Origin of the sequence: Variovorax sp. 679, from assembly GCF_003952185.1 — a bacterium.
Classification (GTDB): Bacteria; Pseudomonadota; Gammaproteobacteria; order Burkholderiales; family Burkholderiaceae_C; genus Variovorax.
On the sequence record NZ_RXFS01000007.1, the window covers coordinates 239,458 to 262,054 of the forward strand.

Sequence of the window (22,597 nt, forward strand, 5' to 3'; positions counted from 1 at the left end):
CGATGAAACACCCAAGCAAAACAAGTCGCCACAGCGGCAGCCAGGCCGGCATCGCACTGCTTGAAGTCCTGGTCTCGGTGCTGCTCTTTTCCCTGGGCCTGCTGGGCCTGATCGGCCTGCAGGCACGAGCCGTCAGCTTCTCGGTGGATGCCGAAGACCGTAATCGCGCAGCACTGCTCGCAAACGAAGTGGTGGCTCTGATGTGGCTCAACCAGTCGACCACGGTCCCAGCTGCAGCGCTGGATGCCTGGAAGCTGCGTGTCGCCGCGCCGCAGACCGGCGGCTTGCCGAATGGGGTTGGAAAAGTGGATGTCGCCGGAACCGGCAAGGCGGCCGACGTGACCATCACCTGGCAAGCCCCGTCGCGCAGCACGGGTAGCCAGCTCACTACCCATGTGGAGTTGCCCTGATGAGCATTCAGCAAGCCCGGCGCGCAGTGCGCGAACGCGGCCTTACCCTGATCGAGCTACTGGTTGCCATGGTCATCGCACTGGTGGTGACGCTGGCGGTCACAAGTGCGGTGATCTTCGGCGAATCGACCAAGCGCACGACCACGTCGGTCAACGACATCAATCAATCGGGGTCCTACGCCGCCTACCTGCTGGACCGTGCGGTGCGCAGCGCAGGCTCCGGTTTTACCCAATCGTGGGACCTGGGCGTATTCGGGTGCAAGCTGCAGGCCAAGCGCAGCAACGCGGCGATCCTGCCGCGAACTACGGTTTTTCCGGTGCCGTTCGAGAAATTCCTCGGCGACGCCACCGGTGTCGCCGATTTGCGGATCGCACCGCTGTTGATTGGCAAAGGACAGTCGTCGGACGGCAAATCCGACGTGCTGATGGTGATGGGCGGCAACGCCGCGACCGGTGACGTGCCACGCCCGATCATCTCGGCGGGGGCCAGCGCCAACATCATTCGACTTGACAACACAGTGCAACTGCGGAAGAACGACATCGCTTTGGTCAGCCAGGTCGGCACCACGGACTGCCTGCTTGAGCAGGTCGACTCTTCCTTTGCAGACAGCGCGAACAACGAGCTTGTGACGCTTAACGGCACCTACTACACGGCAGGCGTCGGCACAACGCTGGCCTCACTGGCGGCCACCGGCAGCGCTTATTTCACGCCGCTGGGCAATGGCGCAGCCAACAACGTGCAGTTCCAGCTCTTCGGCATCGGAACGAACAACACACTGGTCAGCTACGACCTTCTGCGCAGCGACGGCACTGACGCCCCGCAGACCCTGGCCGACGGCGTCATGGAAATGCATGCACTCTATGGCCTCGACACCAACACGGACGGCATCATCGACACGTGGAAAGCACCTGACGCCACGGGCTTCGACATCAAGACCATGATGACCTCCGGAGCGCTGAGCAGACAGGTGGTAGCCGTACGTGTGGGGCTGGTTCTGCGCAGCGCGACACTTGAGCGCGGCGTGGTTTCCGAAACCATTCCCGCCATGTTCGCCGACACCGGCCTCACCCGCGCCGCTGTCACCCTGACGAACGACGACCGCCGCTATCGCTACCGCGTCGTCGAATTCACCATCCCGCTGCGCAACGTCCTGTTGCTGCCCAAATCATGATTACTCCCCTGCACCGGCCACGCCGGGAGCGCGGCGTCGTGCTGCTCATTTGCCTGATCGTTCTTGTCATCCTGCTCGCGGGCGGCGTAGCGGTAATGCGGTCGATGAACACATCACTTTCCGGTGCCGGCAACCTGGCCTTCAAGCGCGACCTCGTCAACCAGGGCGAACAAGCGGCGGTCAAGGCTTTGGCGCTGTTCAGCACTGGCGCCCTGTCTGCCGTGGGCGCCGACTACAACGACGCGCAGGCATCGAACTACAGCGCGGTCCGGCTCGACTCCAACGACCGTGGCATCCCGCTCGCGCTTCTGAAGGACGATCTCTACAACGCGAAGGCATCAGACACCATCGAACGGCCCGCAGATTTCGTGAAGATCCGCTACCTCATCGATCGCCTGTGCAACACCTCCGGCGCCTCGAGCAAGAGCACCTGCGTCTACGCCCCCGCAACCACCGACGTGCGCGGCGGCAGCGTCCAGGAATCAGGGCGCCCGCCTCCGCCCAAGGCGCTGGTCTATCGATTGAGCGTGCGCGTGGATGGTCCTCGCGACACGCAGGTTTTCCTGCAGTCCTCCTTCACGAAGCCCGAATAACGCATCGCGGAAGAACCATGAACAAGATTTCGATCCTTGCCGCGCGCCTCGCCGGCACAACCGCGCTGGCGAGCGCACTCGTCGGCACGCCCTTGCCGATCAACGCCGCCAGTCTGGCAGACCAACCCGTCTTCGCCACCTCCAACGTGCCCGGCAATCTTGCTCTGACGCTGTCTGTGGAATGGCCGACCGCCTCTCGCACGGCGCATACCGCGGCCTATTCCAGCGCCAGCACATTCCTGGGGTACTTCGATCCGAACAAGTGCTACACCTATGTGTCCGACACCACGGCCAACGAAACCAACACCGGCGACAAGAGCTTCTTCAACCCGACCGGCGTGGCCACCGACCGCAAGTGCGGTGGCACGCTTGGCACGATGTGGAGTGGCAACTTCCTGAACTGGGCAGCGACAGCGACCATCGATCCGTTCCGCTGGGCAATGACGGGTGGCAGGCGTGTGGTCGATACAGCGACAGACACCATCCTGGAGAAGGGCTATCACGCTGGGCAAGGTCTGTTCGCTGATCGCACGCTTCCCACAAGCGAGATCTCGGGCGCTACGCCATTCAGCAACGCAACCAGCCTCGGCATTTCGGTCAACGGCCGCAAGTACGCGATGCGTATCACCGCGTCCGGCGCGTCGATGAAGGGCGAGTACTACAACGCCGCCAACAAGACGCTCACGGGCTCCCCCACCGTCACAGTGAGTCAGGACACCGTGGACCACGATTGGGGCAACGGTGCCCCCGTGACAGGCATTGGCGCGGACAACTTCGCCGCCCGTTTCACGGGAACCTTCGTGGCGCCTGCCACCGGCACCTACACATTCCGTGCGCGGGCGGACGATGGCGTGCGCCTGTGGGTGTCCGGGGTACTGTTGATCGACAAGTGGATCGACCAGGGCCCGACCAGCTATGACGCCACAGTTGCGTTGGTTGCGGGGCAGAGCTTCGACGTGAAGATCGAGTACTACGAGAACGGCGGCGGCGCGGTGATGCAATTCCTGTGGAAGAAGCCAGGCGACAACGGCTTCAACACCTTCACCAGCGACATCGGCGCCGCGGTCACCAACGACTACACCATGCGCAACAGGGTATGCAACCCCAACGCCCCCGGCGGCGTGGAAAGCAACTGCAAGCAGTATGGAAACAACTGGAAGCCCGAGGGCCTGATCCAGCAATACGCACGACGCATGCGCTTCAGCGCCTTCGGTTATCTGAACGAGGATGGCAACGGCCGCGATGGCGGCGTGATGCGCGCACGCCAGAAGTTCGTGGGGCCGCTGCAACCGGTGCCCGGACTGCCCGACACCAGCAATGCGCAGAAGGAATGGGACGAGAACACCGGCGTGTTTGTTCGCAACCCCAACCCGGCCGACGCCACCGCCACCTCGGCCAACGGCGTGACCATTGCCGACAGCGGCGTGATCAACTACCTCAACAAGTTCGGCCAGATCATTCCCGGCAACTACAAGTCGAACGACCCGGTCAGCGAGCTCTACTACGCGGCATTGCGCTACTACCGCAATCTGGGCAACGTGCCGGAGTGGAGCAACCTCAATACCACCGATACCAACACCACGGCGAAACGACTCGACGGCTTCCCGGTCATTACCAACTGGGACGACCCGATCCAGTACTCGTGCCAGCGCAACTTCGTCCTGGGCATCGGCGACATCTACACCCACGCCGACAAGAACGTGCCCGGCAACACGAACAACGCGAACGAACCGGCGATGCCTGCAAAGGTCACGGCCGATACGACCGTCAACGCAGTGACGGCAACCAACAAGGTCGGCCAATTGCAAGGCATGGGAGACGACCTCGGCACGCGCACCAACATCTCGAACAACTGCTGCAGCAACAACTCGGCTCTCATGGCTGGGCTTGCGTACGACGCGAACACCAAGGACATCCGGCCCGACGATCCAAACAAATCGAACACCATCGGCAAGCAGACAGTTCAAACCTACTGGGTCGACGTGCTCGAACAGGCTTTCCAGGCGAACAACCAGTTCTACCTGGCCGCGAAGTTCGGTGGTCTCAAGATACCCACCAGCATGCAGAGCACGTTCGATCCATACACGTTCAACGACGCCATTCCGCAAACCTGGTGGGCGACAAGCGGCGACATGCTCACTGACACGCGTGGCGCCGGCACTACTCAACCTCGGCCCGACAACTACTTCACCGCAGGTCGCCCCGACTCGATGGTGGATGGCCTGACGAAAGCTTTCGCGAGCATCGCCAACGCAATCAAGTCGTTCACCACATCGTTTTCGCTGTCGAGCCCGCAGGTGTCGTCTACCGGCGCGGCGTCCTATGCATCGCAGTACGACTCGAACGGATGGACCGGTGTGCTCTCCGGCAGCCAGCTCACGTTTCCAGCTGGCGTGCCAACTCTCACGGAGATGTGGAACACCTCCACCACGCTGGAAAACCAGCTGGCTGGCGCCGGCTGGGACACCGCGCGTCGGGTGCTCACCTGGAACGGAACAGCGGGCGTGCCCTTTCGCAAGGCCAACCTGACCACAGCCCAGTCCACCGCGCTCGATACGCCTTGGGCAACAGGCGACGACAGCGGCGACTTCCTCAACTACCTGCGCGGCGACCGCAGCAAGGAAAAGACAACCACCGACGACACCAAGCCCTACCGCCGCCGCGCCTTGCTGCTCGGCGACATCGTGAACGCGAAGGTTACGCCGGTGGGGCCGCCCTCGGGCCAGTTCTCGAACACCGTCAACCCCGGCTACGCAAAGTTCAAGACGGACTACGCCTCCCGACCGACGATCGTCTACGCGGGCGCCAACGACGGCATGATGCACGCGTTCAACGGCGCCTTGACAGGAACGACCGCAGGCCGGGAACTGTTCGCATACGTGCCGAGCATGCTGTTCTCGGGCCCCAGCAGCCCGGCGACCCCGGCACTCGACGGTCTGGGACAGCTCGGCAATCCGGATTACCAACACCACTACTACGTCGACGCATCGCCCAAGGCCTTCGACATCGACTTCAATACTGCAGGCGGCGTTTTCACGACCACGGCAACGGGCAGCAATTCGGACTGGCGAACCGTGCTGATCGGCGGGCTTGGCAAGGGCGGCAAAGGTTTCTATGCCATTGACGTCACCGATCCGGCGAGCATGACCAGCGAAGACAACATCAAGACCAAGGTGCTCTGGGAGTTCTCCAGCGCAACTACTGGTGTTGGCAGCACTCTGGGCTACAGCTTCGGCACGCCCGTAGTGTTGAAGACCAAGAAGTACGGCTGGGTCGTGGTCTTCACTTCGGGCTACAACAACGGCGACGGTTTCGGCTATGTGTACTTCGTGAATCCGAAGACCGGTGCATTGCTCGAAAAGGTTCAGACGGGTAATTCATCAGCCGGCCTGACACAGCTGACCGCCTATATCACCGACTTCACGGACGGCACCGCGGACGCACTCTATGCAGGCGACCTGAACGGACAGCTCTGGCGCTTCGATGTGACGGCCGCAAAGGGCAGCAGCGGCTCCTACCCTGCACCGCTGAAGCTGGCGACCCTGGCGGATGCCAGCAGCACGGCTCAGCCGATCACGACACAACCAGCGGTGGAAATCGATCCAAAGAGCAAGAAACGTTATGTGCTGTTCGGCACGGGTCAGTTGCTCGACACCGTGGACATCAATTCGACGGCGGGTCAATCCTTCTACGCGATCATCGACGGTACTGCGTCGGGCTTCGGTACCGGAGGCACCTACCCAATCACACGCAGCAATCTGGGTGCACTCACAGAAGCAAACCTGACAGGTACTACCGCGTTCAACCTCGGAACGCGACTGGGCTGGTACCTTGATCTGGGCAAGGATGCGACTTCGGGAATTACCTGGCGCGTGACCCTGGGTGCGACATCGTTCAACGGGGTCGTGGTGTTTTCCAGCCTGCTGACCACCGGCGATGCCTGCAGCCCCTCGGGTCAGAGCCGCATCTATGCAGTGAACTATGGATCCGGCACGACTGCGCTGACCACGGGAGCAGCGTACGTCGGCTACACCAGTGCGATCACCGACATGCAGATCATCAACAACAACGGCAGGATGCAGGGTATCGTTGGCAATGTGAAGGGTGAAGTGAATCAGCCGCCGATCGACTTCGGCAAGGGGACAGGGTTGCGGCTGTTGAATTGGCGGGAAGTGCCGACGATTGATTGAGATTCGGGCTCTCCAATCGAGAGCCTGCTTGAAATAGTTTGCAAAGCCGTAAATATGTAGATGGCCGAAATCCCGCAAGAGAATCGCTGCTGCTCAGTCTTTGCGCTGACGCAACTCAAGGAATACGTTGAATCGCCGATCTACACGGCATGAACTCAGGCAAGGTCTATCCACCGGGCACATCTGAGATTCAGATCGGGGCAAAGCAGTACGCGCTGGACGTGATAGGGGCGGATAGCTGATACACCGAGGTGGGGCTGCCGCAGGCCGAGCGCGCAAAGCCGTGCTCCCCACACCCTTTCAGCGTATGCATGAGCGCTACATGCAGTTCGGACTAAGGCTTGATCTCACATGCATCGCGTGCAGCAGACTTGTCGAAGTCTGTCCATCCCTGTGCGGAGAAGACCCGCCGAGGTCCATGCTCACGATCAAACCAACTGGGCGTTCTCATGGCAGACGGGGTTATCACACCAATGAGATCAAGCAAAGTCTGGGGCACGGCATTGGCAACCTTGGGCTGGGTTCGAAAGCTCGAAATTGCATCAAGTCGGTCGCCGATCTGCATCTTGGCTTTTGCACTCGCCCAGATCAGCGTTGGCACAGTAAACGAATGACTCGATGCTCGTGTGATGCCCTTCGCTTGGCATTGTTCGTCGAACACATCCTGCCCGTGATCCGAGATGTACATCACCACTGCCGCATCCCCTTTGCCGTCGACGGCTTCGATGACTTGTGACAGAAGCGAATCCGTGTACTGGATGCTGTTGTCATAGGCGTTGCTGACCTGCACCGCAAGCGAGGCATTTTGCTTAATGCCATCCTGCGCCGGAACGGTCGTCAACGAAGGGCGGTAAATGTCGAAGGACGGCGGGTAGCGATGCGAAAAATCGAAATGGCTGCCAAGCGTGTGCAGCACGACGAATTTTCTTCCTTTGATATCCAACCTTCGGCGTAATGGCGCAAGCAACGCCTCGTCGTAGGTTCCACGTGCGTCGTAACTTGTCGGGTTGAAATAGACCGCCTCGTCCGCATCGTCCGCGTACATCGCGATGGGGCTCTCGTAGAAGCCTCCTACCCCTTGATTCGATAACCAAGAGGTCCGATAGCCCACCTGTTTCAGCGCCGCCAGGATAGACGGTTCCGCACTAAGAGCAACTTTGCCATCGCTCGTCAGTACCGGTCGCCGGGAGATAAGGTTGGGCACGGCATATCGCGTAGCGACCGACTGCGTAGCCACGTCGGGGAAAAGAATTAGGTCGCTCATCGCAGACAGCCTTGGCGTGGTCTTGCGCCCATAGCCAAAAAGCTGCCATCGATCGGAGCGCGAGGACTCTCCGATCACCAGCACGACCGTGTCTGGATGCGCGTCGGCGAGCTTCGGCTCGAAGTCGAAGCCGCTCAGTTTTGCTCTGAGTCGTCGGATGACCGATGCGTCCCGGTGTACCCGGATCGCTGATAGCGGCATGTCAAGCGGATAGACCGTTGCAAAGACGGCACCCATGCTGCCCGCCGTATTGACGAAAGGCTCCGAAGCAGCTGCAGCATCGCCCCTGTCTGCATGAGACAGCATCAATCCGGTCAGGGTAGCCGGAACGGCCAGCAAGACCCATTGGCGCGAACGGTGTGTCCATCTGGCGCGCCTGCGATACAAATGGCGCCCCAACACGATGGTGGCACTGATAAACAGCGCGATCGGAAGCAACACCTCCCATCCCGTTGACAATAGAAACTCAGACATCTCCCGTACATCCGAGTCCAGCGCCATGCCAACGAAAGTTGGTGTCACCGGCTGCGCGAAGTTCAAGCGTAAGAAGACTTCGAGCGACCACCAAAGCGAACACACCGCTACCACGACAAGCCCCATCCAGAGGCGAGGTATAACGGCAAAAACCAGCGCCCAGAAGCAGATCGCGTAAGCAATGCTCTCTGTGTGCGACGCTTCGAAAATGTTGGCAGCGCTGCGAACGACCATAAAGTTCGGGGCAATCAGCGCCAGCACCAACGAAACAAGAAGCAAAGGCGCGATCCACTCACCACTTCTTCTTGGTGTCATTGACTTTGGGAAAAATCGCATTCGCTAACGCATCTCCTTACAGCGAGCATGCAATGCCCACGTCTTTGGGCTCGGTATTGGCGACGCGACAATCCCAGCTTCTGTCCGTCTGCCGTGTCCAAGTGATTGTGTTCGCCGTTAACACTTGCAAAGGCCCTCCTGCGACGTTGCCGAACGTGACAACAATGGTGGACAGATATCAGTCGCAGAAATGTGCCCTACGGCACACCCGTGCCAGCGGCATGGCAGGTCGTTGCAATGTTGGGGTGGGTGGCCAGCGATAGCGATTTTGAGATAACACGACAGCGCAAAATAGTTGGCGCTGGGTACTCTGTTCGCATCGACGACTGGTCACCATTTCTTGCGTTGATCCACTAGCTCGACATCAAAGGCGACTCTTTGAGCTGCCGAGTCATATTGAAATCATGATCCGAATTTCTGGACAGATTAAATCCAGCATTGGGACAAAAAAAACCGCCTGTTCAGGCGGTTTTTAAGATTGCAGCTTGCCTTGCTTTAGCTAGCCGAGCTAGTGGGGCAAGCAGGCGGAGCGTACTTGATCAAAACGTTGGATTGGCAGGTCCACGAACCATCCGCGCCCCGCGTCCAAATGATCGTCTTGCCCGAAATTCCAGCTGCGGCACTATTGCCAAGCGTGGCAGTAATCGTGTCAGCACCGGCGCCGGCGAGCGGCGTGCTCACCATTGGAACGCTAGTACCGGTGGGGAGGTTCACACCGAGCTGGTTCTTCGTGTTGCCACCCAGAATGTTCGAGCCCGTTGCTTGCGGATCACAGTTCCCGGTTGCGGCACCGACCGTTAGTTGACCGTTCAAGATGCAAGTTTCGATTGCTGTTTTAAGAGCGCCGGATTCACCAATAGCGCGCGTCACTTGCGATTTCGCCACATACGTCTGGTACTGCGGAATAGCGATAGCAGCCAAGATACCAATGATCGCCACAACGATCATCAATTCGATAAGGGTAAAGCCGGCCTGAGCGCGGCGGGCGAGAGTACGACGGTTCATTGAACTAACTCCAGGTAGGTTGGTTGTTACGCCCGGGAACCTGCCCGGAGCGAGGTATCTTCCGCAGCATCTGTGCCACCCACTCTCAGGGCCTCCCGCCGACCGAACACGTCACCTCTACCCACTTTGGCGTTACACGATGTGACAGAATCCGCCCGAGAATGCTACACACGGTGACAAATTTGTCATGCCAATGCGTCACCCGCTGTCAGAAGGTCAGGATGCCATCCGCCTTCAGCCAACGGATATCCCGCTGCGCCAGCCCCTCCACCTGCTCCTCCACCAGCGCCTCGATCTGGCTCATGATCTCGTCGGTTTCGGCGGGCTTGGTGTGGGTGATGTAGATCGGGTAACGCCTGCCCGGCCTGATGTGCGCCAGCTCCTGGGCCAGCACCGCGGGCGACAGATGCAAGCTGCGCTCCGCCAGCGCCTGCTCCCGGCTGCTGAAGGCGGTTTCGATCACCAGCATCGCCACCTCGAGTTCGTTCACCCGCTCCCAGAAGGACGCGTTGCGCTCGGTATCCCCACTGAACACCCAGTGGGCGCGCCCCTCGGCCCGCCGCACGGCAAAGCCGCAGGCCGGCACGGTGTGGAACGCAGGCAGCACCTCGACCAGCTTGGGCTCTCGACTGCCCAGCAACAGCTGTTGCCCGACCACGATGTCGTGAAAGCTCACGAAGGGTGCCTCGAGGCTCGGAATGCTCTCGAAATCCGGCCAGATGACGTTGTTGAACACATGCGTGCGCAACGCGTCGATGGTGGCGCTCAGCGCATGCACCCGCAGCGGCTGCTTGCGGCGGCTGCCGATGGCATCGAGCATCAGGGGGAGTGCGGCGATGTGGTCGAGATGGCTGTGCGTGAGCACCACGTCGTCGATGCGGACCATCTCATCGAGCGTGAGGTCTCCGACACCGGTGCCCGCATCCACGAGCAGATCCGTGTCGACCAGAAACGAGGTGGTGCGGCAGTCTTTGGCGATGGCGCCCGAACAACCCAGCACACGAACCTGCATTGTGAAAGACCCCTTTGTATGTGTCTGTCGTCATTTGGTCTCGAACCGGGTCGCGCCATCCCAGTTCGGGTCTTGCGGTCGCAACGCCATCGAGGCTAAACGCTGGGCGTAGAGCTGGTAAAGGACTTTTTTCGCATCCGCGGCGAGCAGGGGCGCGAGCAAGTTTCGGCCCATGGCCCAGTCCTGGCGGCGGTACGCGGCGAGCACTTCGCTCCAGCGTTCGAGCAGTTGCTGCGTCTGCTCCATCGCTTCGGGTGTGCGCGCTGCGAGAGGCGTAAAAACGGCAACGGCTTGTGCCTTTCCCTTGACGCGCACGCTGTCGAGTTCCTGCCAGATGAAGCCAGTCGCGAGTTCGCGCGTCGCGCCGCTGGCGACCACTTCCACGCCGTAGTGCCCGCTCAGGCCCTCGAGGCGGGAAGCGAGATTGACCGCATCGCCCACCACCGTGTAGCTGCGTCGCGCCGTGGAGCCCATGTCGCCCACGCTCATCACGCCGCTGTTGATGCCGATGCCCACGCTGATCTCGGGCCGGCCGCTGGCGCGGTGGATGCGATTGATGTCGCGCACGGCGTCGGCCATGTCGAGCGCTGCGCGCACGGCGAGCGTGGCGTGGTCGGGCGTGTCGATGGGCGCACCCCAGAAGGCCATGACGCAATCGCCCATGTACTTGTCGACGGTGCCGCGGTGCGCGCTGATGACGTTGGTGAGCCGGCTGAAGACGGTGTTGAGAAAGGCCTGCAGCTCGGCCGGCGCCATCTGCTCCGACAGGCGGGTGAAGTCGCGCATGTCGCAGAAGATCACGGTCATGGGCTTGCTCTCGGCGCGCATGCTGTAGCGGTCGGGGTGCGCCATCATCTCGTTGACGAGCTGGGGCGGCACGTAGGTGCCGAAGAGCCGCACCAGCCCGCGCCGCGCGCGCGATTCGACGAAGTAGCCCCAGCTTATGTTGAGCGCGAAGGCGAGCGCCGTCATCGCCAGCGCGGAAGCCAGCGGCAGCACGAGGCTGTAGCCCACGTACAGCCAGGCGTTGAGGCCGATCAGCGCAACTGTCACACCCGCAGCCAGCAGCACGGCACGCGGCGCCGACAGCAGTGAGAGACCGAAGGCCAGCAGGAGCCCCATTGCAGCGACCAGCAGCACTTCATAGCCGGGCGCGTAGTCGGGTACGCCGAGCAGCCGCCTGTCGAGCAGGGCGGAGACGACGTTGGCATGCACCTCCACGCCCGGAAACGCGGCCTCGACCGGCGTGGCGCGCAGGTCCTGCAGCCCCGGGGCCGTGGTACCCACGAGCACGATCGCGCCCTTCAGCTCACCGGGGCCGAGCCGGCCTTCGAGCACGTCGGCGGCGGGCACATAGCGGAACGATCCGCCATCCGAACCGCCGGGGCCGCGAAACGGCACCTGCATGCTGCCCGTGCCGTCGACCGGAATGCGCAGCGGGCCCACCCTCAGCGATTCGAGCTGCGGCGTGGCACCGCTGCCCGGTGCGAAGGCGGGCCGCACGGGCGGTGAGCCGCTTGCGAGCCGGTAGACAGCGAGCCCCAGCGACTCGTAGTAGCCCGGCTGCGCCTTGTCGCCGTCGTAGCGGGCGATGAGTGGCACGCTGCGGATGACGCCATCGGCATTCGCACCGACGAGCGTGTTCAGGAAGCCCGCGACCGGCGCCGCCTTCGCCAGCTCCGGCAGGCTGGCGCCGAAGCCGTTCCAGCCCGTGGCATAGGTGCCGCCGGGGGGGAACACGCTCTCCGGCAACAAGGGGGCAGCGGGCAACTGCCCCTTGGCGCTCGGCGTCCCGGTTCGCGTGAAGTAGTAGCCCAGCGCCACGCGTTGTCCGCCCAGCGCCGCGGCGAGCGTGGCGTCGTGATCGAGGGAGGGCGCAAGCCGCTCGACCTCGGCCGCAAGGCCTGGCACGCCGTTCAGCGGGCCATCCGCGATCTTCCGCAGCCTTTCGAGCCCGGAACTGCGGTCCGGCTCGAGGAACATGACGTCGAAGCCGAGCACGGCCGCCTGCTGGCGCGTCAGCAGTTCGGTGACGAGGCCGGCGATCTTGTCGCGCGGCCAGGGCCATTGGCCCTGGCGCGCCAGGCTGGCGTCATCGACATCGACGATCACCACGCGCGTATCGGGCGTGCCCGGCATGGTGGCGCGCAGGCGGACGTCGTAGATCAGCTGGTCAAGGCGTTCGAGCGCGTCCAGCCGCCAGGCGCCGGTGGCATGCGCCAGCGCCAGCAACACCGGCAGCAGGGTGATGGCGATGCGCGGCCAGTGCCGCCGCAACTCTTCTCTCACGGTGCCCGGTCCGTGCGGACGTTGTTACCGCGGCAAGCCAGGGGAAAAAGCGGCTCAGATGCGCACGAACTGCATGCGCGTGGCGCCGCCCAGCTCGAGCACGTCGCGCTCCTGCAGGGCGACGGCCTCGGTTCCCAGCTCCAGGCCATTGAGCGTGATGCTTCCTTCGACGCCCGCGGCCACGTAGCCCTGCCGCCGGCGCGTGACCACAGCCACTGCGACCCCCGGTTTCCCGATGGTGGTGACGACCTTCTGCAGCCCGACGTCCTGCCCTTCGTTGGCGCCGGAAAGCACGCGCAGCACGGGAATGCCGAGCTCGACCAGCGCTCCCGACTCCGTGGGCGCCGACGACAGCGGCATGGCGCCGGACGGATATTCGCCCGAAGTGGCCCGGACCGACCCGGCGCCGATGGCCGGATCCAGATTGCTGCGCGCGCGGAAATGGATGCGGCAGCCACCGACCTCGATGACATCGTTGTCCTTGAGCGCCTGCTTCTGGATCGCGAGCGCATTGACGTAGGTGCCGTTGGTGCTGTTGAGATCTTCAATTTCGACTTCGCCACCGCTCATGTGCAGCACGGCGTGCTCGCCGCTGACCGCCAGATTGTCGATCACGATGTCGTTGTAGGCACGGCGTCCCAGTGTCGTGCGTTCCTTGGCGAGCGCCACTTGCCCGATGACAACGCCATCGACCGAAATGATCATCTTCGGCATTGCCGACTCCCCGAATCCAAAGCTTGAAAGACGGCAGGCACGCCGGAAAGCCGCCCCCGGAGCCTGCTGCTACCTGCCCGTGCGGGGCGTTTCCGCAACGCTCGCGCTGGCCAGGACAACGGAGATGTTGTCCCGTCCGCCATTGTCATTGGCATTTGCAACCAAAAGTGATGCTTTTTTCTGAAGCCCGACATCGTGTCCTAGAAGCGTGAAAAGCTGCTCATCCGAAACCATCTCGCTGAGCCCGTCGGAGCAAAGCATATAGAGATCGCCCGGTCTTGCGCTGTGTTCGTGCATTTCCAGCAAGACTTGGGCCTCCACGCCGACGGCGCGCGTCACGAGGTTGCGGGTAGGCGAATTCAGGGCTTCCTCGGCGGTGATGGCGCCCGCGTCGAGCTGCTGCTGGCGCAGCGAGTGGTCGCGGGTGAGGAGCTCCAGCTTGTTGTTGCGCACGCGGTAGCAGCGCGAGTCGCCGATGTGGCCGACCACCACGCGCTGCGGCCGGAAAGCCGCCAGCACCAGGGTCGTTCCCATGCCCTGCAGCTCAGGATTGGTCGTGCCGGCATGCAGGATCGAACTGTTGGCCTCGTCCGTGGCCGCCTGGAGCGCCCGCCGGACCACGCGGGCTGGCGCCTGCATCCCGGCCTGGGCGAACCAGCGGCCGAAGCTAGCGTGCAGCAGCGAGACGGCCATGGCGCTCGCCACCTCGCCCCCCTTGTAGCCACCCATGCCGTCGGCCAGCAGGGCCAACCCGAGGGCGGGATCCACGTGCACCGCATCCTCGTTGTGCGCGCGCATCCGCCCGACATCGGTCAGGAAGGCGAATTCCCAGGTCAGCGGAGGGCGAGTGGAGAAAAGGGAGACGCCGACACTCGCCATGGTCTGTCAGCGCCGATCTCTCTGGTACTCAGTGTGCAGCGGCGTGCGCGCGCCGTTGCATCAGGCGGCCGGCGGCCACGACGAACACGGCACCGGCAGCCGCGGCCGCGTAGTGCAGCCAAGGATTGGCAGCCAGCGTGTCGCGCAGTACGGCGTCCTGCACGATGGTCTCGCCACCGACCCAGCCGATGAGCGCAGCGCCCAGCATGACGATGATCGGGAAGCGTTCCATGAGCTTGATCATGAGCGTGCTGCCAAAAATCACCAAGGGAATACTTATCGCCAGGCCAAGAATCAACAGGACCATGCTGCCCTGTGCGGCAGCCGCGACGGCAATCACGTTGTCCAGGCTCATCACCAGGTCGGCCAGGAGGATGGTGCGCACTGCCGCCATCATGCTGCCGTATTCCTTGGATTCGCCCTCGCCGTCGTCTTCCTCGCTCAGCAGCTGATAGCCGATCCACAGCAGCAGCAGGCCGCCGATGATCTGCAGATAAGGCAGGGCGAGCAGCTTGGCCGCCACCACCGTGAGCACGATGCGCAGCACCACGGCCGCGCCCGAGCCGAAGAGCACGGCCTTTTTCTGCTGCGCGGGCGGCAGCGAACGCGCCGCCATGGCAATCACCACCGCGTTGTCTCCCGACAGGATGATGTTGATCCAGATGATCTTGAGCAGACCTAACCAGAAATCTGTGCTTTGAAGAAATTCCATGTCTCTGATCCCACTGTGTTTTATTGAAAAAAGCGCCCGCAATCCAGTGCGGGCGCTTTTTAATTTCTGCGTGGTCCTCTCATGACCCGGCTCTGCGGCCAGTGTCGCGGGGCCGGTTCTTACAGCTTGGCCTTGAGCAGCTTTGCCAGTTCCGAGAAGTTGCGCGTCACGGTGAAGCCGCATTCTTCCATGATGGACAGCTTGGCATCGGCCGTGTCGGCGCCGCCCGAGATCAGCGCGCCGGCGTGGCCCATGCGCTTGCCGGGAGGGGCGGTGACACCGGCGATGAAGCCGACGACCGGCTTCTTCATGTTGTCCTTGCACCAGCGGGCTGCGTCGGCCTCGTCCGGGCCGCCGATTTCACCGATCATGATGACCGCGTCGGTGTCCGGATCGTCGTTGAATGCCTTCATCACATCGATGTGCTTCAGGCCGTTGATCGGGTCGCCGCCGATGCCGACTGCCGACGATTGGCCCAGGCCGATTTCCGTCAGCTGAGCCACGGCTTCGTACGTCAGCGTGCCCGAGCGCGAGACCACGCCGATGCGGCCCTTGCGGTGGATGTGGCCGGGCATGATGCCGATCTTGATTTCGTCGGGCGTGATCAGGCCGGGGCAGTTCGGGCCCAGCAGCAGGGTCTTCTTGCCGCCGGCCGCTTCCTTGGCCTTCATCTTGTTGCGCACTTCGAGCATGTCGCGGACCGGAATGCCTTCGGTGATGCAGATCGCCAGGTCCAGGTCGGCCTCGACGGCTTCCCAGATGGCGGCCGCGGCGCCTGCCGGCGGCACGTAGATCACCGACACGGTGGCGCCGGTCTGCGTGGCGGCTTCCTTGACGGAGCCGAAGATCGGGATGTTGAAGATCGACTCGCCGGCCTTCTTCGGGTTCACGCCGGCCACGAAGGCGTTCTTGCCGTTCGCGTATTCCTGGCACTTCTCGGTGTGGAACTGGCCGGTCTTGCCGGTGATGCCCTGCGTGATGACTTTGGTGTCTTTGTTGATGTAGATCGACATGACTTGTTCCTTAGGCCTTCTTGACTGCTGCCACGACCTTCTGGGCCGCTTCCGCCATGGTGTCGGCGCTGATGATCGGCAGGCCCGAATCGGCCAGCAGCTTCTTGCCTTCGACTTCGTTGGTGCCCTTCATGCGAACGACCAGCGGCACTTGCAGGTTCACGGCCTTGCAGGCTGCGATCACGCCGGTGGCGATGGTGTCGCACTTCATGATGCCGCCGAAGATGTTCACGAGGATGGCTTCCACGTTCTTGTTCTTCAGCATGATCTTGAAGGCTTCGGTGACCTTCTCGGGGGTGGCGCCGCCGCCCACGTCCAGGAAGTTGGCCGGCTCGCCGCCGAACAGCTTGATGGTGTCCATGGTGGCCATGGCCAGGCCGGCACCGTTCACCAGGCAGCCGATGTTGCCGTCCAGCGAGATGTAGGCGAGGTCGAACTTCGAGGCTTCGACTTCGGCCGCGTCTTCCTCGTCGAGGTCGCGCAGGGCGACGATCTCGGGGTGGCGGAACAGCGCGTTGCTGTCGAAGTTGAACTTGGCGTCCAGCGCCATGACGTTGCCCTTGCTGTCACGGTTGAGCGGGTTGATCTCGACCAGCGAGGCGTCCGTCTCCATGTAGCAGGTGTAGAGCTTCTTGAGGATGTCGACCGTCTGGGCGGTCGAATCGGCCGGCATGCCGATACCGTCGGCGATCTGCTTGGCCTGTTCGTCGGTCAGGCCCAGGGCGGGGTCCGCGAACACGGTGATGATCTTCTCGGGCGAGGAGTGGGCCACTTCCTCGATGTCCATGCCGCCTTCGCTCGAAGCGATGAAGGCCACCTTCTGGGTGGCGCGGTCGGTCACGGCCGAAACGTAGTATTCCTTCTGGATGTCGGCGCCGTCTTCGATGTAGAGGCGGCGGACCTTCTGGCCTTCGGGGCCGGTCTGGTGCGTCTTGAGCTGCATGCCGAGGATCTCGCCGGCGAGCTTCTTGACGTCCTCGATGGACTTGGCGACCTTGACGCCACCGCCCTTGCCGCGGCCACCCGCGTGGATCTGGGCCTTGACGACCCACACCGGGCCTCCAAGCTTCTGGGCGGCTTCCACCGCCTCCTGGACCGTATAGGCCGGGATGCCGCGCGGCACCGGCACGCCGAACTTGGCAAGGATTTCCTTGCCTTGGTACTCGTGAATCTTCATGAGGGATGTCTCTCGGAAGGAGGAGGTTGAGAAATCGGGAGATCTGGGCTGAGAGGGTCTATGCTCTGTTGTTCGCGGGCGACGGCAGCCTGACGGCTGGGGGCGGCGAACAATCGCGGACTGTATCATGGTGCGCCGCACCAATGCTGTACGTGGGGTTGCGGGCAATACGTACTTTCTTCTAGTTACCCTGGGGCACCTCCATCATGGCCAAGGTTTTCATCGACGGCGAAGCCGGCACCACCGGCCTTCAGATTCGCGAACGTCTGCAGGCAATGCCGCAGGTCGAACTCGTGAGCATCGCGCCCGAGCTGCGAAAGGACGCCAGCGCCAAGCGCGAGCTGATGGCCGGTGTCGACCTGGTGGTGCTGTGCCTGCACGACGATGCGGCGCGCGAATCGGTCGCGCTGATCGACCAGCTGCCCGGCAAGAAGCCCAAGATCATCGACGCCTCCACGGCGCACCGCATCGCTCCCGGCTGGGTGTTCGGCTTTCCCGAACTCACCGAGGGCCACTGGCAGGCCGTGGCCAAGGCCGAGCGCGTCGGCAACCCCGGCTGCTACGCCACCGGCGCCATCGCCATGGTGCGCCCGCTGGTCGACGCGGGCATCCTGCCGGCCGACTTCCCCATCTCGCTGCCTTCCGTGAGCGGCTATTCGGGCGGAGGCCGCACGATGATCGAGGCCTACGAGAAGGACGAGGCCCCGGCCTTCGAGATCTACGCGCTGGGCCTGAAGCACAAGCACATCCCCGAAATCATGACCTACACCGGCCTCACCCGCCGGCCGGTCTTCATCCCGTCGGTGGGCAATTTCAAGCAGGGCATGCTGGTCCAGCTGCCGTTGCACCTCGACCTGCTGCCCGGCAAGCCGAAGGCCGGCGACCTGCAGGACGCGCTGGCCGCGCACTACGCGCGCAGCAACACGCCCGAGAAGTTCGTGAAGGTGCTGCCGCCCACCGAAGACGGCAAGCTCGAGGCGCTGGCGCTCAACGACACCAACAACCTCGAGATCCGCGTGTTCCCGAACGAGGACCACCGCCACGCCGTGGTGATCGCCCGCCTCGACAACCTCGGCAAGGGCGCCAGCGGTGCCGCGGTGCAGAACCTGAAGCTGATGCTGGCGCTCTGAGCGCCACGCCTCGCCAGCCCCTCAGTTCACCAGCCAGAGCCCGACGCCCAGCAGGGCCGCATGCGCGCCCAGCGCGATGTACAGCGGCTTGCGCGAGGGCGTCGCCATGTCCTGCAGCGTCTCATGGATGCGGCGCGTGAGCAGGGCGCGCAGCGCCGGGTCTTGCGTCGCACCGCCCTCGCCTGCCGCCGGCTGATCGCCATGTTCCGCGCGGCTTTGCTGCCATTCGGCCAGCATCTCGCTCAGGGGCAGCCTGTCGGTCACGAAGGCCACGACCGCGCGCACCGCCTTGCCTTCGCCCAGCACCGGCGCGAGCTGCTTGCTCAGCGCGTCGACCGAGAGCCAGTCGGCCGCGCGATGCAGCGCGCCGTGCGTGCGCGGCATGGCCTCGATGCGCCCCGCGATCGCGCCGCCGAGCCGCTGCGACACGGCCTCACCGCGCGCCTCGACCAGGTGCTGCATCGCACGCGCACGCCCCTGATGCACGCCCAGCATCACGTAGACGACCACGAACAGCAGCAGCAACATCGCCACCAGCAGCGGCGGCGAAGTGATGAGCGCCAGCACCGCACCGGCCCCACCAGCGCGAGCCGCCGTGTTGCCCGGCCCCTGCAGCTGGCCCAGGTAGAAGAAGAAAACGCCGCCACCGAGAAATACGCCAAGCAGGCCGCCCTTGATCACCGAACCGGCGAAGGACAAGCCGGCCTTGGCGCCGGTGCGAACGAGGGATTGCTGGCCGACGGGGTCGGATGACATGGGAAAGACTCCTCCGTAGTTGTTCGATGGCCGCCCTGGACGACCGCCGCGCATGATGCCATCGGCCCCGGCACCATAATCGCCCCGCACCAACCACACGAGGAGGACTCCATGGCAACTGTCAGATTCCAGAAACCGACCGCCGCGTTCGTCGCCGCATCCTGGGCCGCGCTGTTCATCGGCGCCGTCGTCTATCTGATCGGGCTGTGGAACGCCGCCATGCAGCTCAACGAGAAGGGCTACTACTTCACCGTGCTGATGTACGGCCTGTTCGCCGCCGTGTCGCTGCAGAAGACGGTGCGCGACCGCCTCGAGGGCATCCAGGTCACCGGCATCTACTACGGCCTGTGCTGGATCTCGCTGCTGCTGTCGGTGGCGCTGCTCGCCGTCGGCCTCTTCAACGCCACGCTGGCGCCCAGCGAGAAGGGCTTCTACGCCATGGCCTTCCTGCTGAGCCTGTTCGGCGCAGTGGCCGTACAGAAGAACGTGCGCGACATCGCCGCGCACAAGAACGAGACGCCCCAGCTCGACGAAGCGCCCGACGCCAACTGAGCGAGCCCCTCTCCTGGCGGCCGGCGCTACTCGTTGTCGTTGTAGCCGCTGGCCCCCATCAGTGCCGAGAGGCGCCCGGCGATGTTGCCCACGATGCCGCGCACCTGCGCGACGTCGGGCGCCGACTTCTGGTCGATGCGCTCGATGTACGGCACGTTGATCGACGCGATCACATGGTCGGCCGCCCCCATCACCGGAAACGCGATGTTGGTGATGCCGCGCGTCTGCCTGCTCGGCATGGCCGAGTAGCCGCGCTCGCGCACGTCCTGCAGGATGGCGAAGAGTTCGCCCGGGTCCATCTCCAGCTCGCCCTCCACGCCGATGTGGGCGCGCAGCATGCGGGCGCGGTCGATTTCGTCGCGGAAGGCCAGCAGCACGTGGCCTGACGAGGTATCGGTCAGCCCCATCACCACGCCCACCTTCAGTCCGAAGGACCAGCGCTCCGGGCTCTCGACCTGCGCGATGACCACCACGCGCCCGCCCTGGTACATCGCAAGATGGCATGACTGGCGCGAGCGGTTGGCCAATTCGCGCAGCAGCGGCAGCGCCACGCTCACCAGGCTCTTGAGCGGCTGCTGGCGGTGCGCCAGCTCGAACATGCGCAGCGTGAGCGTGTAGCGGTCGTTCTCGTCGACCTGCACGAAGCCGCGCCGCTGTAGGGTCACAGCCATGCGGAAGATCTCGCTGACCTTGCGCCCGACCTTCTGCGCCAGTTCGTTGAGCGTGTAGCCGGAGACGCTGTCGGCCAGCGCCTCCAGGATGTCCAGCCCCTTCTCCAGGGCCGGCGCGGCATAGCGCAGCGCGCCCTCGCCTTCCGGCGCGGCGCCTTCGTCGGCTTCCTGGCCCTGCTGTTCTTCCGGCGCTGGTGCTGCTTGCTTCATCGTTCCCCGTTGTTCAGTTCGACCATCCACCGTCGATCATATGGATCGCACCGGTGGTGAAGGCCGACTCGTCGGAAGCCAGGTAGACCACCAGCGCGGCGATCTCCTCGGGCTTGCCCACGCGCCCCAGCGGCTGGCGTGCCACGAAGGCGGCGCGCACCGCTGCCTCGTCGGTGCCGGCCTGCTGGGCCTGCGCCGAGATGCGGTCGCGCAGCGAGGGCGATTCGACGGTGCCCGGGCAGATGGCGTTGCAACGCACGCCCTGCTGGATGAAGTCGGCCGCCACCGCCTTGGTCAGCCCGATGACTGCCGCCTTCGAGGCGCCGTACACGAAGCGGTTCGGCACGCCCTTCACGCTCGAAGCGGCCGAGGCCATGTTGATGATCGAGCCGCCGTGCTCCAGCATCGCCGGCAGGAAGGCGCGGATGGTGCGGTACATGGACTTCGCGTTGAGGTCCATGCTGAAGTCCCAGTCCGCCTCCTCGCAGGCCAGGATGTTGCCGCTGTGCACGAAGCCGGCGCAGTTGAAGAGCACGTCCAGGCGCCCCGTGACTTGCGCGAAAGCCTGCACCGCGGCGTTATCGCGCACATTGAGCGTGGCTGTCTTCAGGCCTGTCAGGCCCTCTTCGCGGGCCAGCGCGGCGAGCTCGGCCAGCGCGGCCTCGTCCACGTCGGTGGCCCACACGGTGCCGCCTTCGCGGGCCAGCGCCAGCGCGCTGGCGCGTCCGATGCCCTTGCCAGCGGCGGTAACGAGGATGTTCTTTCCTTGAACGCGTGAAGTCACTGCGATGTCCTTTGGTTGAGAGTTGTGACGCACATGTGAAATAGATATTTCACTGATGAAATCAAATATACGCGAGCCGCGCGCGTTGTCACCCCCGCCAGAACCCGCATTCACCAGCCATCGGCTCGGTAGTTACCCTCGAATCAGCGCAAACCCCAGCTTCCGGTAACAGCGCCGCTGGTAATCTCATTCATGAAAAGTGTTTTTATCTAAGAAAACAAGATTCACCCCATGACCCAAGCCCCCGACGTCCCCGCACCTTCGCTGCTCACCCGCCTGCAGGCCTGCTACACGGGCATCCTCCACGACGTGATGCGCGCCGCGGGGCTGCGCGACTTCACGCTGCCGCCCACGCTGCGCCCGCTGATCGCCGGCCAGAAGCTCTGCGGGCCGGCGTTCACGGTGAACGGCCGCGTCGACCCCACCGCCGATCCGCACGAGACGCTGATGGCGTGGACCGGTTTCCTCTCGCGCGCCAAGCCCGGCCACATCGCCGTGATCCAGCCCAACGACTCGACCGTCTCGCACATGGGCGAGCTCTCGGCCGAGACGCTGGGCCGCAAGGGCGTGCTGGGCGTGATCGCCGACGGCGGCGTGCGCGACGCCGAATTCATCCTGCAGCAGGGCTTCCAGGTGTGGCACCGCTACTTCACGCCGCGCGACATCGTCGGCTACTGGCTGCCCGAGGCGATGGACGTGCCGGTGCGCATCGGCGATGTCACGGTGAACCCCGGTGACCTGCTGCTGGCCGACACCGACGGCGTGATCCGCCTGCCGCTCGCGCAGGCCGAGGCCATCATTGCCGAGGCCGAACACATGATGGGCCGCGAGAACCTCGTGCGCACCGCCATCCTCGCGGGCACCGACCCGCAGGAGGCCTACCTGAAGTACCGCAAGTTCTGAGCGCCGCCGGATGCCGAACCCGCAATCCATCGACAGCCGGCTGGTGCTGCTCTCGCCCGGCGACAACTGCCTGATCGCCTGCACGCACCTTGCCGCCGGCACGGCCGTGCAGCTCGAAAGCGGCGCCGTCACGCTGGCCAAGGACATCGGCCTGGGCCACAAGCTCGCCCGCCACGCCATCGCCGCCGGCGAGCAGGTGCTGAAGTACGGCGCCGTCATCGGCAGCCTGCACGCGCCGGTCGCGGCGGGCGAGCACATCCACACGCACAACCTCGACAGCGACTACACGCCGACCTACACGCTGGACGAGGGCAAGACCTTCGTCGGCCACGCCTGAAGCGCACTCCTCCG

General features: G+C 63.8%; 20 protein-coding genes. 8 read left to right on the forward strand and 12 right to left on the reverse strand.

Translation table 11 applies throughout. The features are described from left to right. Window positions 1–2: 2 nt before the first annotated feature. Genes pilV through EJO71_RS19560 form a run of 4 tightly spaced genes read left to right on the forward strand, consistent with a single transcriptional unit; the run spans window position 3 to window position 6,365 of the window. A complete protein-coding gene (gene pilV / locus EJO71_RS19545; RefSeq protein WP_125950363.1) occupies window positions 3–410 on the forward strand; it encodes a type IV pilus modification protein PilV in 408 nt (135 codons plus the stop codon). Further along, a complete protein-coding gene (locus EJO71_RS19550) occupies window positions 410–1,582 on the forward strand; it encodes a PilW family protein (RefSeq protein WP_125950362.1) in 1,173 nt (390 codons plus the stop codon). Before pilV ends, EJO71_RS19550 begins: the two co-directional genes overlap by 1 nt. Further along, the gene (locus EJO71_RS19555; protein WP_125950361.1) at window positions 1,579–2,175 is read left to right on the forward strand and encodes a hypothetical protein; all 597 of its coding nucleotides are present in this window, start codon (window positions 1,579–1,581) and stop codon (window positions 2,173–2,175) included. The genes EJO71_RS19550 and EJO71_RS19555 overlap by 4 nt, the downstream gene beginning before the upstream one ends. Window positions 2,176–2,192: 17 nt before the next feature. Further along, on the forward strand, window positions 2,193–6,365 hold the full coding sequence (locus EJO71_RS19560) for a PilC/PilY family type IV pilus protein (RefSeq protein WP_125950360.1): 4,173 nt from the start codon (window positions 2,193–2,195) through the stop codon (window positions 6,363–6,365). 334 nt (window positions 6,366–6,699) lie between these two features. Here the strand turns inward: EJO71_RS19560 and EJO71_RS19565 are convergent, their stop codons facing one another. The 9 genes from EJO71_RS19565 to sucC all read right to left on the reverse strand — a co-directional run bounded on the left by EJO71_RS19565 (window position 6,700) and on the right by sucC (window position 17,240). Then, window positions 6,700–8,439, reverse strand: a complete 1,740-nt coding sequence (locus EJO71_RS19565; RefSeq protein ID WP_125950359.1) for a phosphoethanolamine transferase — start codon at window positions 8,437–8,439, stop codon at window positions 6,700–6,702. A gap of 495 nt (window positions 8,440–8,934) precedes the next feature. Next, window positions 8,935–9,444, reverse strand: coding sequence for a pilin (locus EJO71_RS19575; RefSeq protein WP_125950358.1), 510 nt, complete (start codon window positions 9,442–9,444; stop codon window positions 8,935–8,937). Between the two features lie 208 nt (window positions 9,445–9,652). Continuing rightward, window positions 9,653–10,456, reverse strand: coding sequence for a 3',5'-cyclic-nucleotide phosphodiesterase (locus EJO71_RS19580; RefSeq protein WP_125950357.1), 804 nt, complete (start codon window positions 10,454–10,456; stop codon window positions 9,653–9,655). A 30-nt stretch (window positions 10,457–10,486) separates the two neighbouring features. Continuing rightward, window positions 10,487–12,745, reverse strand: coding sequence for an adenylate/guanylate cyclase domain-containing protein (locus tag EJO71_RS19585; RefSeq protein ID WP_125950356.1), 2,259 nt, complete (start codon window positions 12,743–12,745; stop codon window positions 10,487–10,489). 54 nt (window positions 12,746–12,799) lie between these two features. After that, entirely contained in the window at window positions 12,800–13,459 is a 660-nt protein-coding gene (locus tag EJO71_RS19590; RefSeq protein ID WP_125950355.1) for an FHA domain-containing protein, read from the reverse strand. Between the two features lie 69 nt (window positions 13,460–13,528). Continuing rightward, window positions 13,529–14,338 (reverse strand): Stp1/IreP family PP2C-type Ser/Thr phosphatase, encoded by an 810-nt coding sequence (locus EJO71_RS19595; protein ID WP_125950354.1) that lies wholly within the window; start codon window positions 14,336–14,338, stop codon window positions 13,529–13,531. Window positions 14,339–14,366: 28 nt separating this feature from the next. Next, window positions 14,367–15,050, reverse strand: a complete 684-nt coding sequence (locus EJO71_RS19600; RefSeq protein WP_125950353.1) for a TerC family protein — start codon at window positions 15,048–15,050, stop codon at window positions 14,367–14,369. A 119-nt stretch (window positions 15,051–15,169) separates the two neighbouring features. Then, window positions 15,170–16,063: a succinate--CoA ligase subunit alpha gene (gene sucD / locus EJO71_RS19605; RefSeq protein ID WP_081268719.1), complete on the reverse strand. Its 894-nt coding sequence runs from the start codon at window positions 16,061–16,063 to the stop codon at window positions 15,170–15,172. A 10-nt stretch (window positions 16,064–16,073) separates the two neighbouring features. Beyond that, complete coding sequence (gene sucC, locus EJO71_RS19610; protein WP_125950352.1) at window positions 16,074–17,240, reverse strand: ADP-forming succinate--CoA ligase subunit beta; 1,167 nt, start codon at window positions 17,238–17,240, stop codon at window positions 16,074–16,076. Between the two features lie 206 nt (window positions 17,241–17,446). On the opposite strand from sucC, the gene argC reads away from it, so the two are divergent. Continuing rightward, the gene (gene argC, locus EJO71_RS19615) at window positions 17,447–18,370 is read left to right on the forward strand and encodes an N-acetyl-gamma-glutamyl-phosphate reductase (RefSeq protein ID WP_125950351.1); all 924 of its coding nucleotides are present in this window, start codon (window positions 17,447–17,449) and stop codon (window positions 18,368–18,370) included. A gap of 21 nt (window positions 18,371–18,391) precedes the next feature. Here the strand turns inward: argC and EJO71_RS19620 are convergent, their stop codons facing one another. After that, window positions 18,392–19,126: a hypothetical protein gene (locus tag EJO71_RS19620; protein ID WP_125950350.1), complete on the reverse strand. Its 735-nt coding sequence runs from the start codon at window positions 19,124–19,126 to the stop codon at window positions 18,392–18,394. A gap of 111 nt (window positions 19,127–19,237) precedes the next feature. Between EJO71_RS19620 and yiaA the strand changes: the two genes are divergently transcribed. Beyond that, window positions 19,238–19,678: an inner membrane protein YiaA gene (gene yiaA / locus EJO71_RS19625; protein ID WP_125950349.1), complete on the forward strand. Its 441-nt coding sequence runs from the start codon at window positions 19,238–19,240 to the stop codon at window positions 19,676–19,678. Between the two features lie 26 nt (window positions 19,679–19,704). Here yiaA and EJO71_RS19630 read toward each other — a convergent pair whose 3' ends face one another. Together EJO71_RS19630 and EJO71_RS19635 are read right to left on the reverse strand one after the other, a co-directional pair. Then, complete coding sequence (locus tag EJO71_RS19630) at window positions 19,705–20,559, reverse strand: IclR family transcriptional regulator (protein WP_125950348.1); 855 nt, start codon at window positions 20,557–20,559, stop codon at window positions 19,705–19,707. A 13-nt stretch (window positions 20,560–20,572) separates the two neighbouring features. After that, on the reverse strand, window positions 20,573–21,343 hold the full coding sequence (locus EJO71_RS19635; RefSeq protein WP_125950347.1) for an SDR family oxidoreductase: 771 nt from the start codon (window positions 21,341–21,343) through the stop codon (window positions 20,573–20,575). Between the two features lie 231 nt (window positions 21,344–21,574). Between EJO71_RS19635 and EJO71_RS19640 the strand changes: the two genes are divergently transcribed. Beyond that, a complete protein-coding gene (locus EJO71_RS19640; protein ID WP_125950346.1) occupies window positions 21,575–22,246 on the forward strand; it encodes an RraA family protein in 672 nt (223 codons plus the stop codon). Between the two features lie 10 nt (window positions 22,247–22,256). Beyond that, window positions 22,257–22,583, forward strand: coding sequence for a UxaA family hydrolase (locus EJO71_RS19645; RefSeq protein WP_093195934.1), 327 nt, complete (start codon window positions 22,257–22,259; stop codon window positions 22,581–22,583). The last annotated feature ends 14 nt before the right edge of the window (window positions 22,584–22,597 follow it).

Excerpts from the sequence above, each read along its gene's own strand:
- EJO71_RS19580 (WP_125950357.1), bottom strand. The coding sequence starts at position 10,456 with ATGCAGGTTCGTGTGCTGGGTTGTTCGGGCGCCATCGCCAAAGACTGC.
- sucD (WP_081268719.1), bottom strand. The coding sequence starts at position 16,063 with ATGTCGATCTACATCAACAAAGACACCAAAGTCATCACGCAGGGCATC.
- EJO71_RS19620 (WP_125950350.1), bottom strand. The coding sequence starts at position 19,126 with ATGTCATCCGACCCCGTCGGCCAGCAATCCCTCGTTCGCACCGGCGCC.
- EJO71_RS19600 (WP_125950353.1), bottom strand. The coding sequence starts at position 15,050 with ATGGAATTTCTTCAAAGCACAGATTTCTGGTTAGGTCTGCTCAAGATC.
- EJO71_RS19590 (WP_125950355.1), bottom strand. The coding sequence starts at position 13,459 with ATGCCGAAGATGATCATTTCGGTCGATGGCGTTGTCATCGGGCAAGTG.
- EJO71_RS19575 (WP_125950358.1), bottom strand. The coding sequence starts at position 9,444 with ATGAACCGTCGTACTCTCGCCCGCCGCGCTCAGGCCGGCTTTACCCTT.
- sucC (WP_125950352.1), bottom strand. The coding sequence starts at position 17,240 with ATGAAGATTCACGAGTACCAAGGCAAGGAAATCCTTGCCAAGTTCGGC.
- EJO71_RS19560 (WP_125950360.1), top strand. The coding sequence starts at position 2,193 with ATGAACAAGATTTCGATCCTTGCCGCGCGCCTCGCCGGCACAACCGCG.
- EJO71_RS19595 (WP_125950354.1), bottom strand. The coding sequence starts at position 14,338 with ATGGCGAGTGTCGGCGTCTCCCTTTTCTCCACTCGCCCTCCGCTGACC.
- EJO71_RS19550 (WP_125950362.1), top strand. The coding sequence starts at position 410 with ATGAGCATTCAGCAAGCCCGGCGCGCAGTGCGCGAACGCGGCCTTACC.
- EJO71_RS19555 (WP_125950361.1), top strand. The coding sequence starts at position 1,579 with ATGATTACTCCCCTGCACCGGCCACGCCGGGAGCGCGGCGTCGTGCTG.
- argC (WP_125950351.1), top strand. The coding sequence starts at position 17,447 with ATGGCCAAGGTTTTCATCGACGGCGAAGCCGGCACCACCGGCCTTCAG.
- yiaA (WP_125950349.1), top strand. The coding sequence starts at position 19,238 with ATGGCAACTGTCAGATTCCAGAAACCGACCGCCGCGTTCGTCGCCGCA.
- pilV (WP_125950363.1), top strand. The coding sequence starts at position 3 with ATGAAACACCCAAGCAAAACAAGTCGCCACAGCGGCAGCCAGGCCGGC.
- EJO71_RS19645 (WP_093195934.1), top strand. The coding sequence starts at position 22,257 with ATGCCGAACCCGCAATCCATCGACAGCCGGCTGGTGCTGCTCTCGCCC.
- EJO71_RS19640 (WP_125950346.1), top strand. The coding sequence starts at position 21,575 with ATGACCCAAGCCCCCGACGTCCCCGCACCTTCGCTGCTCACCCGCCTG.
- EJO71_RS19630 (WP_125950348.1), bottom strand. The coding sequence starts at position 20,559 with ATGAAGCAAGCAGCACCAGCGCCGGAAGAACAGCAGGGCCAGGAAGCC.
- EJO71_RS19565 (WP_125950359.1), bottom strand. The coding sequence starts at position 8,439 with ATGCGATTTTTCCCAAAGTCAATGACACCAAGAAGAAGTGGTGAGTGG.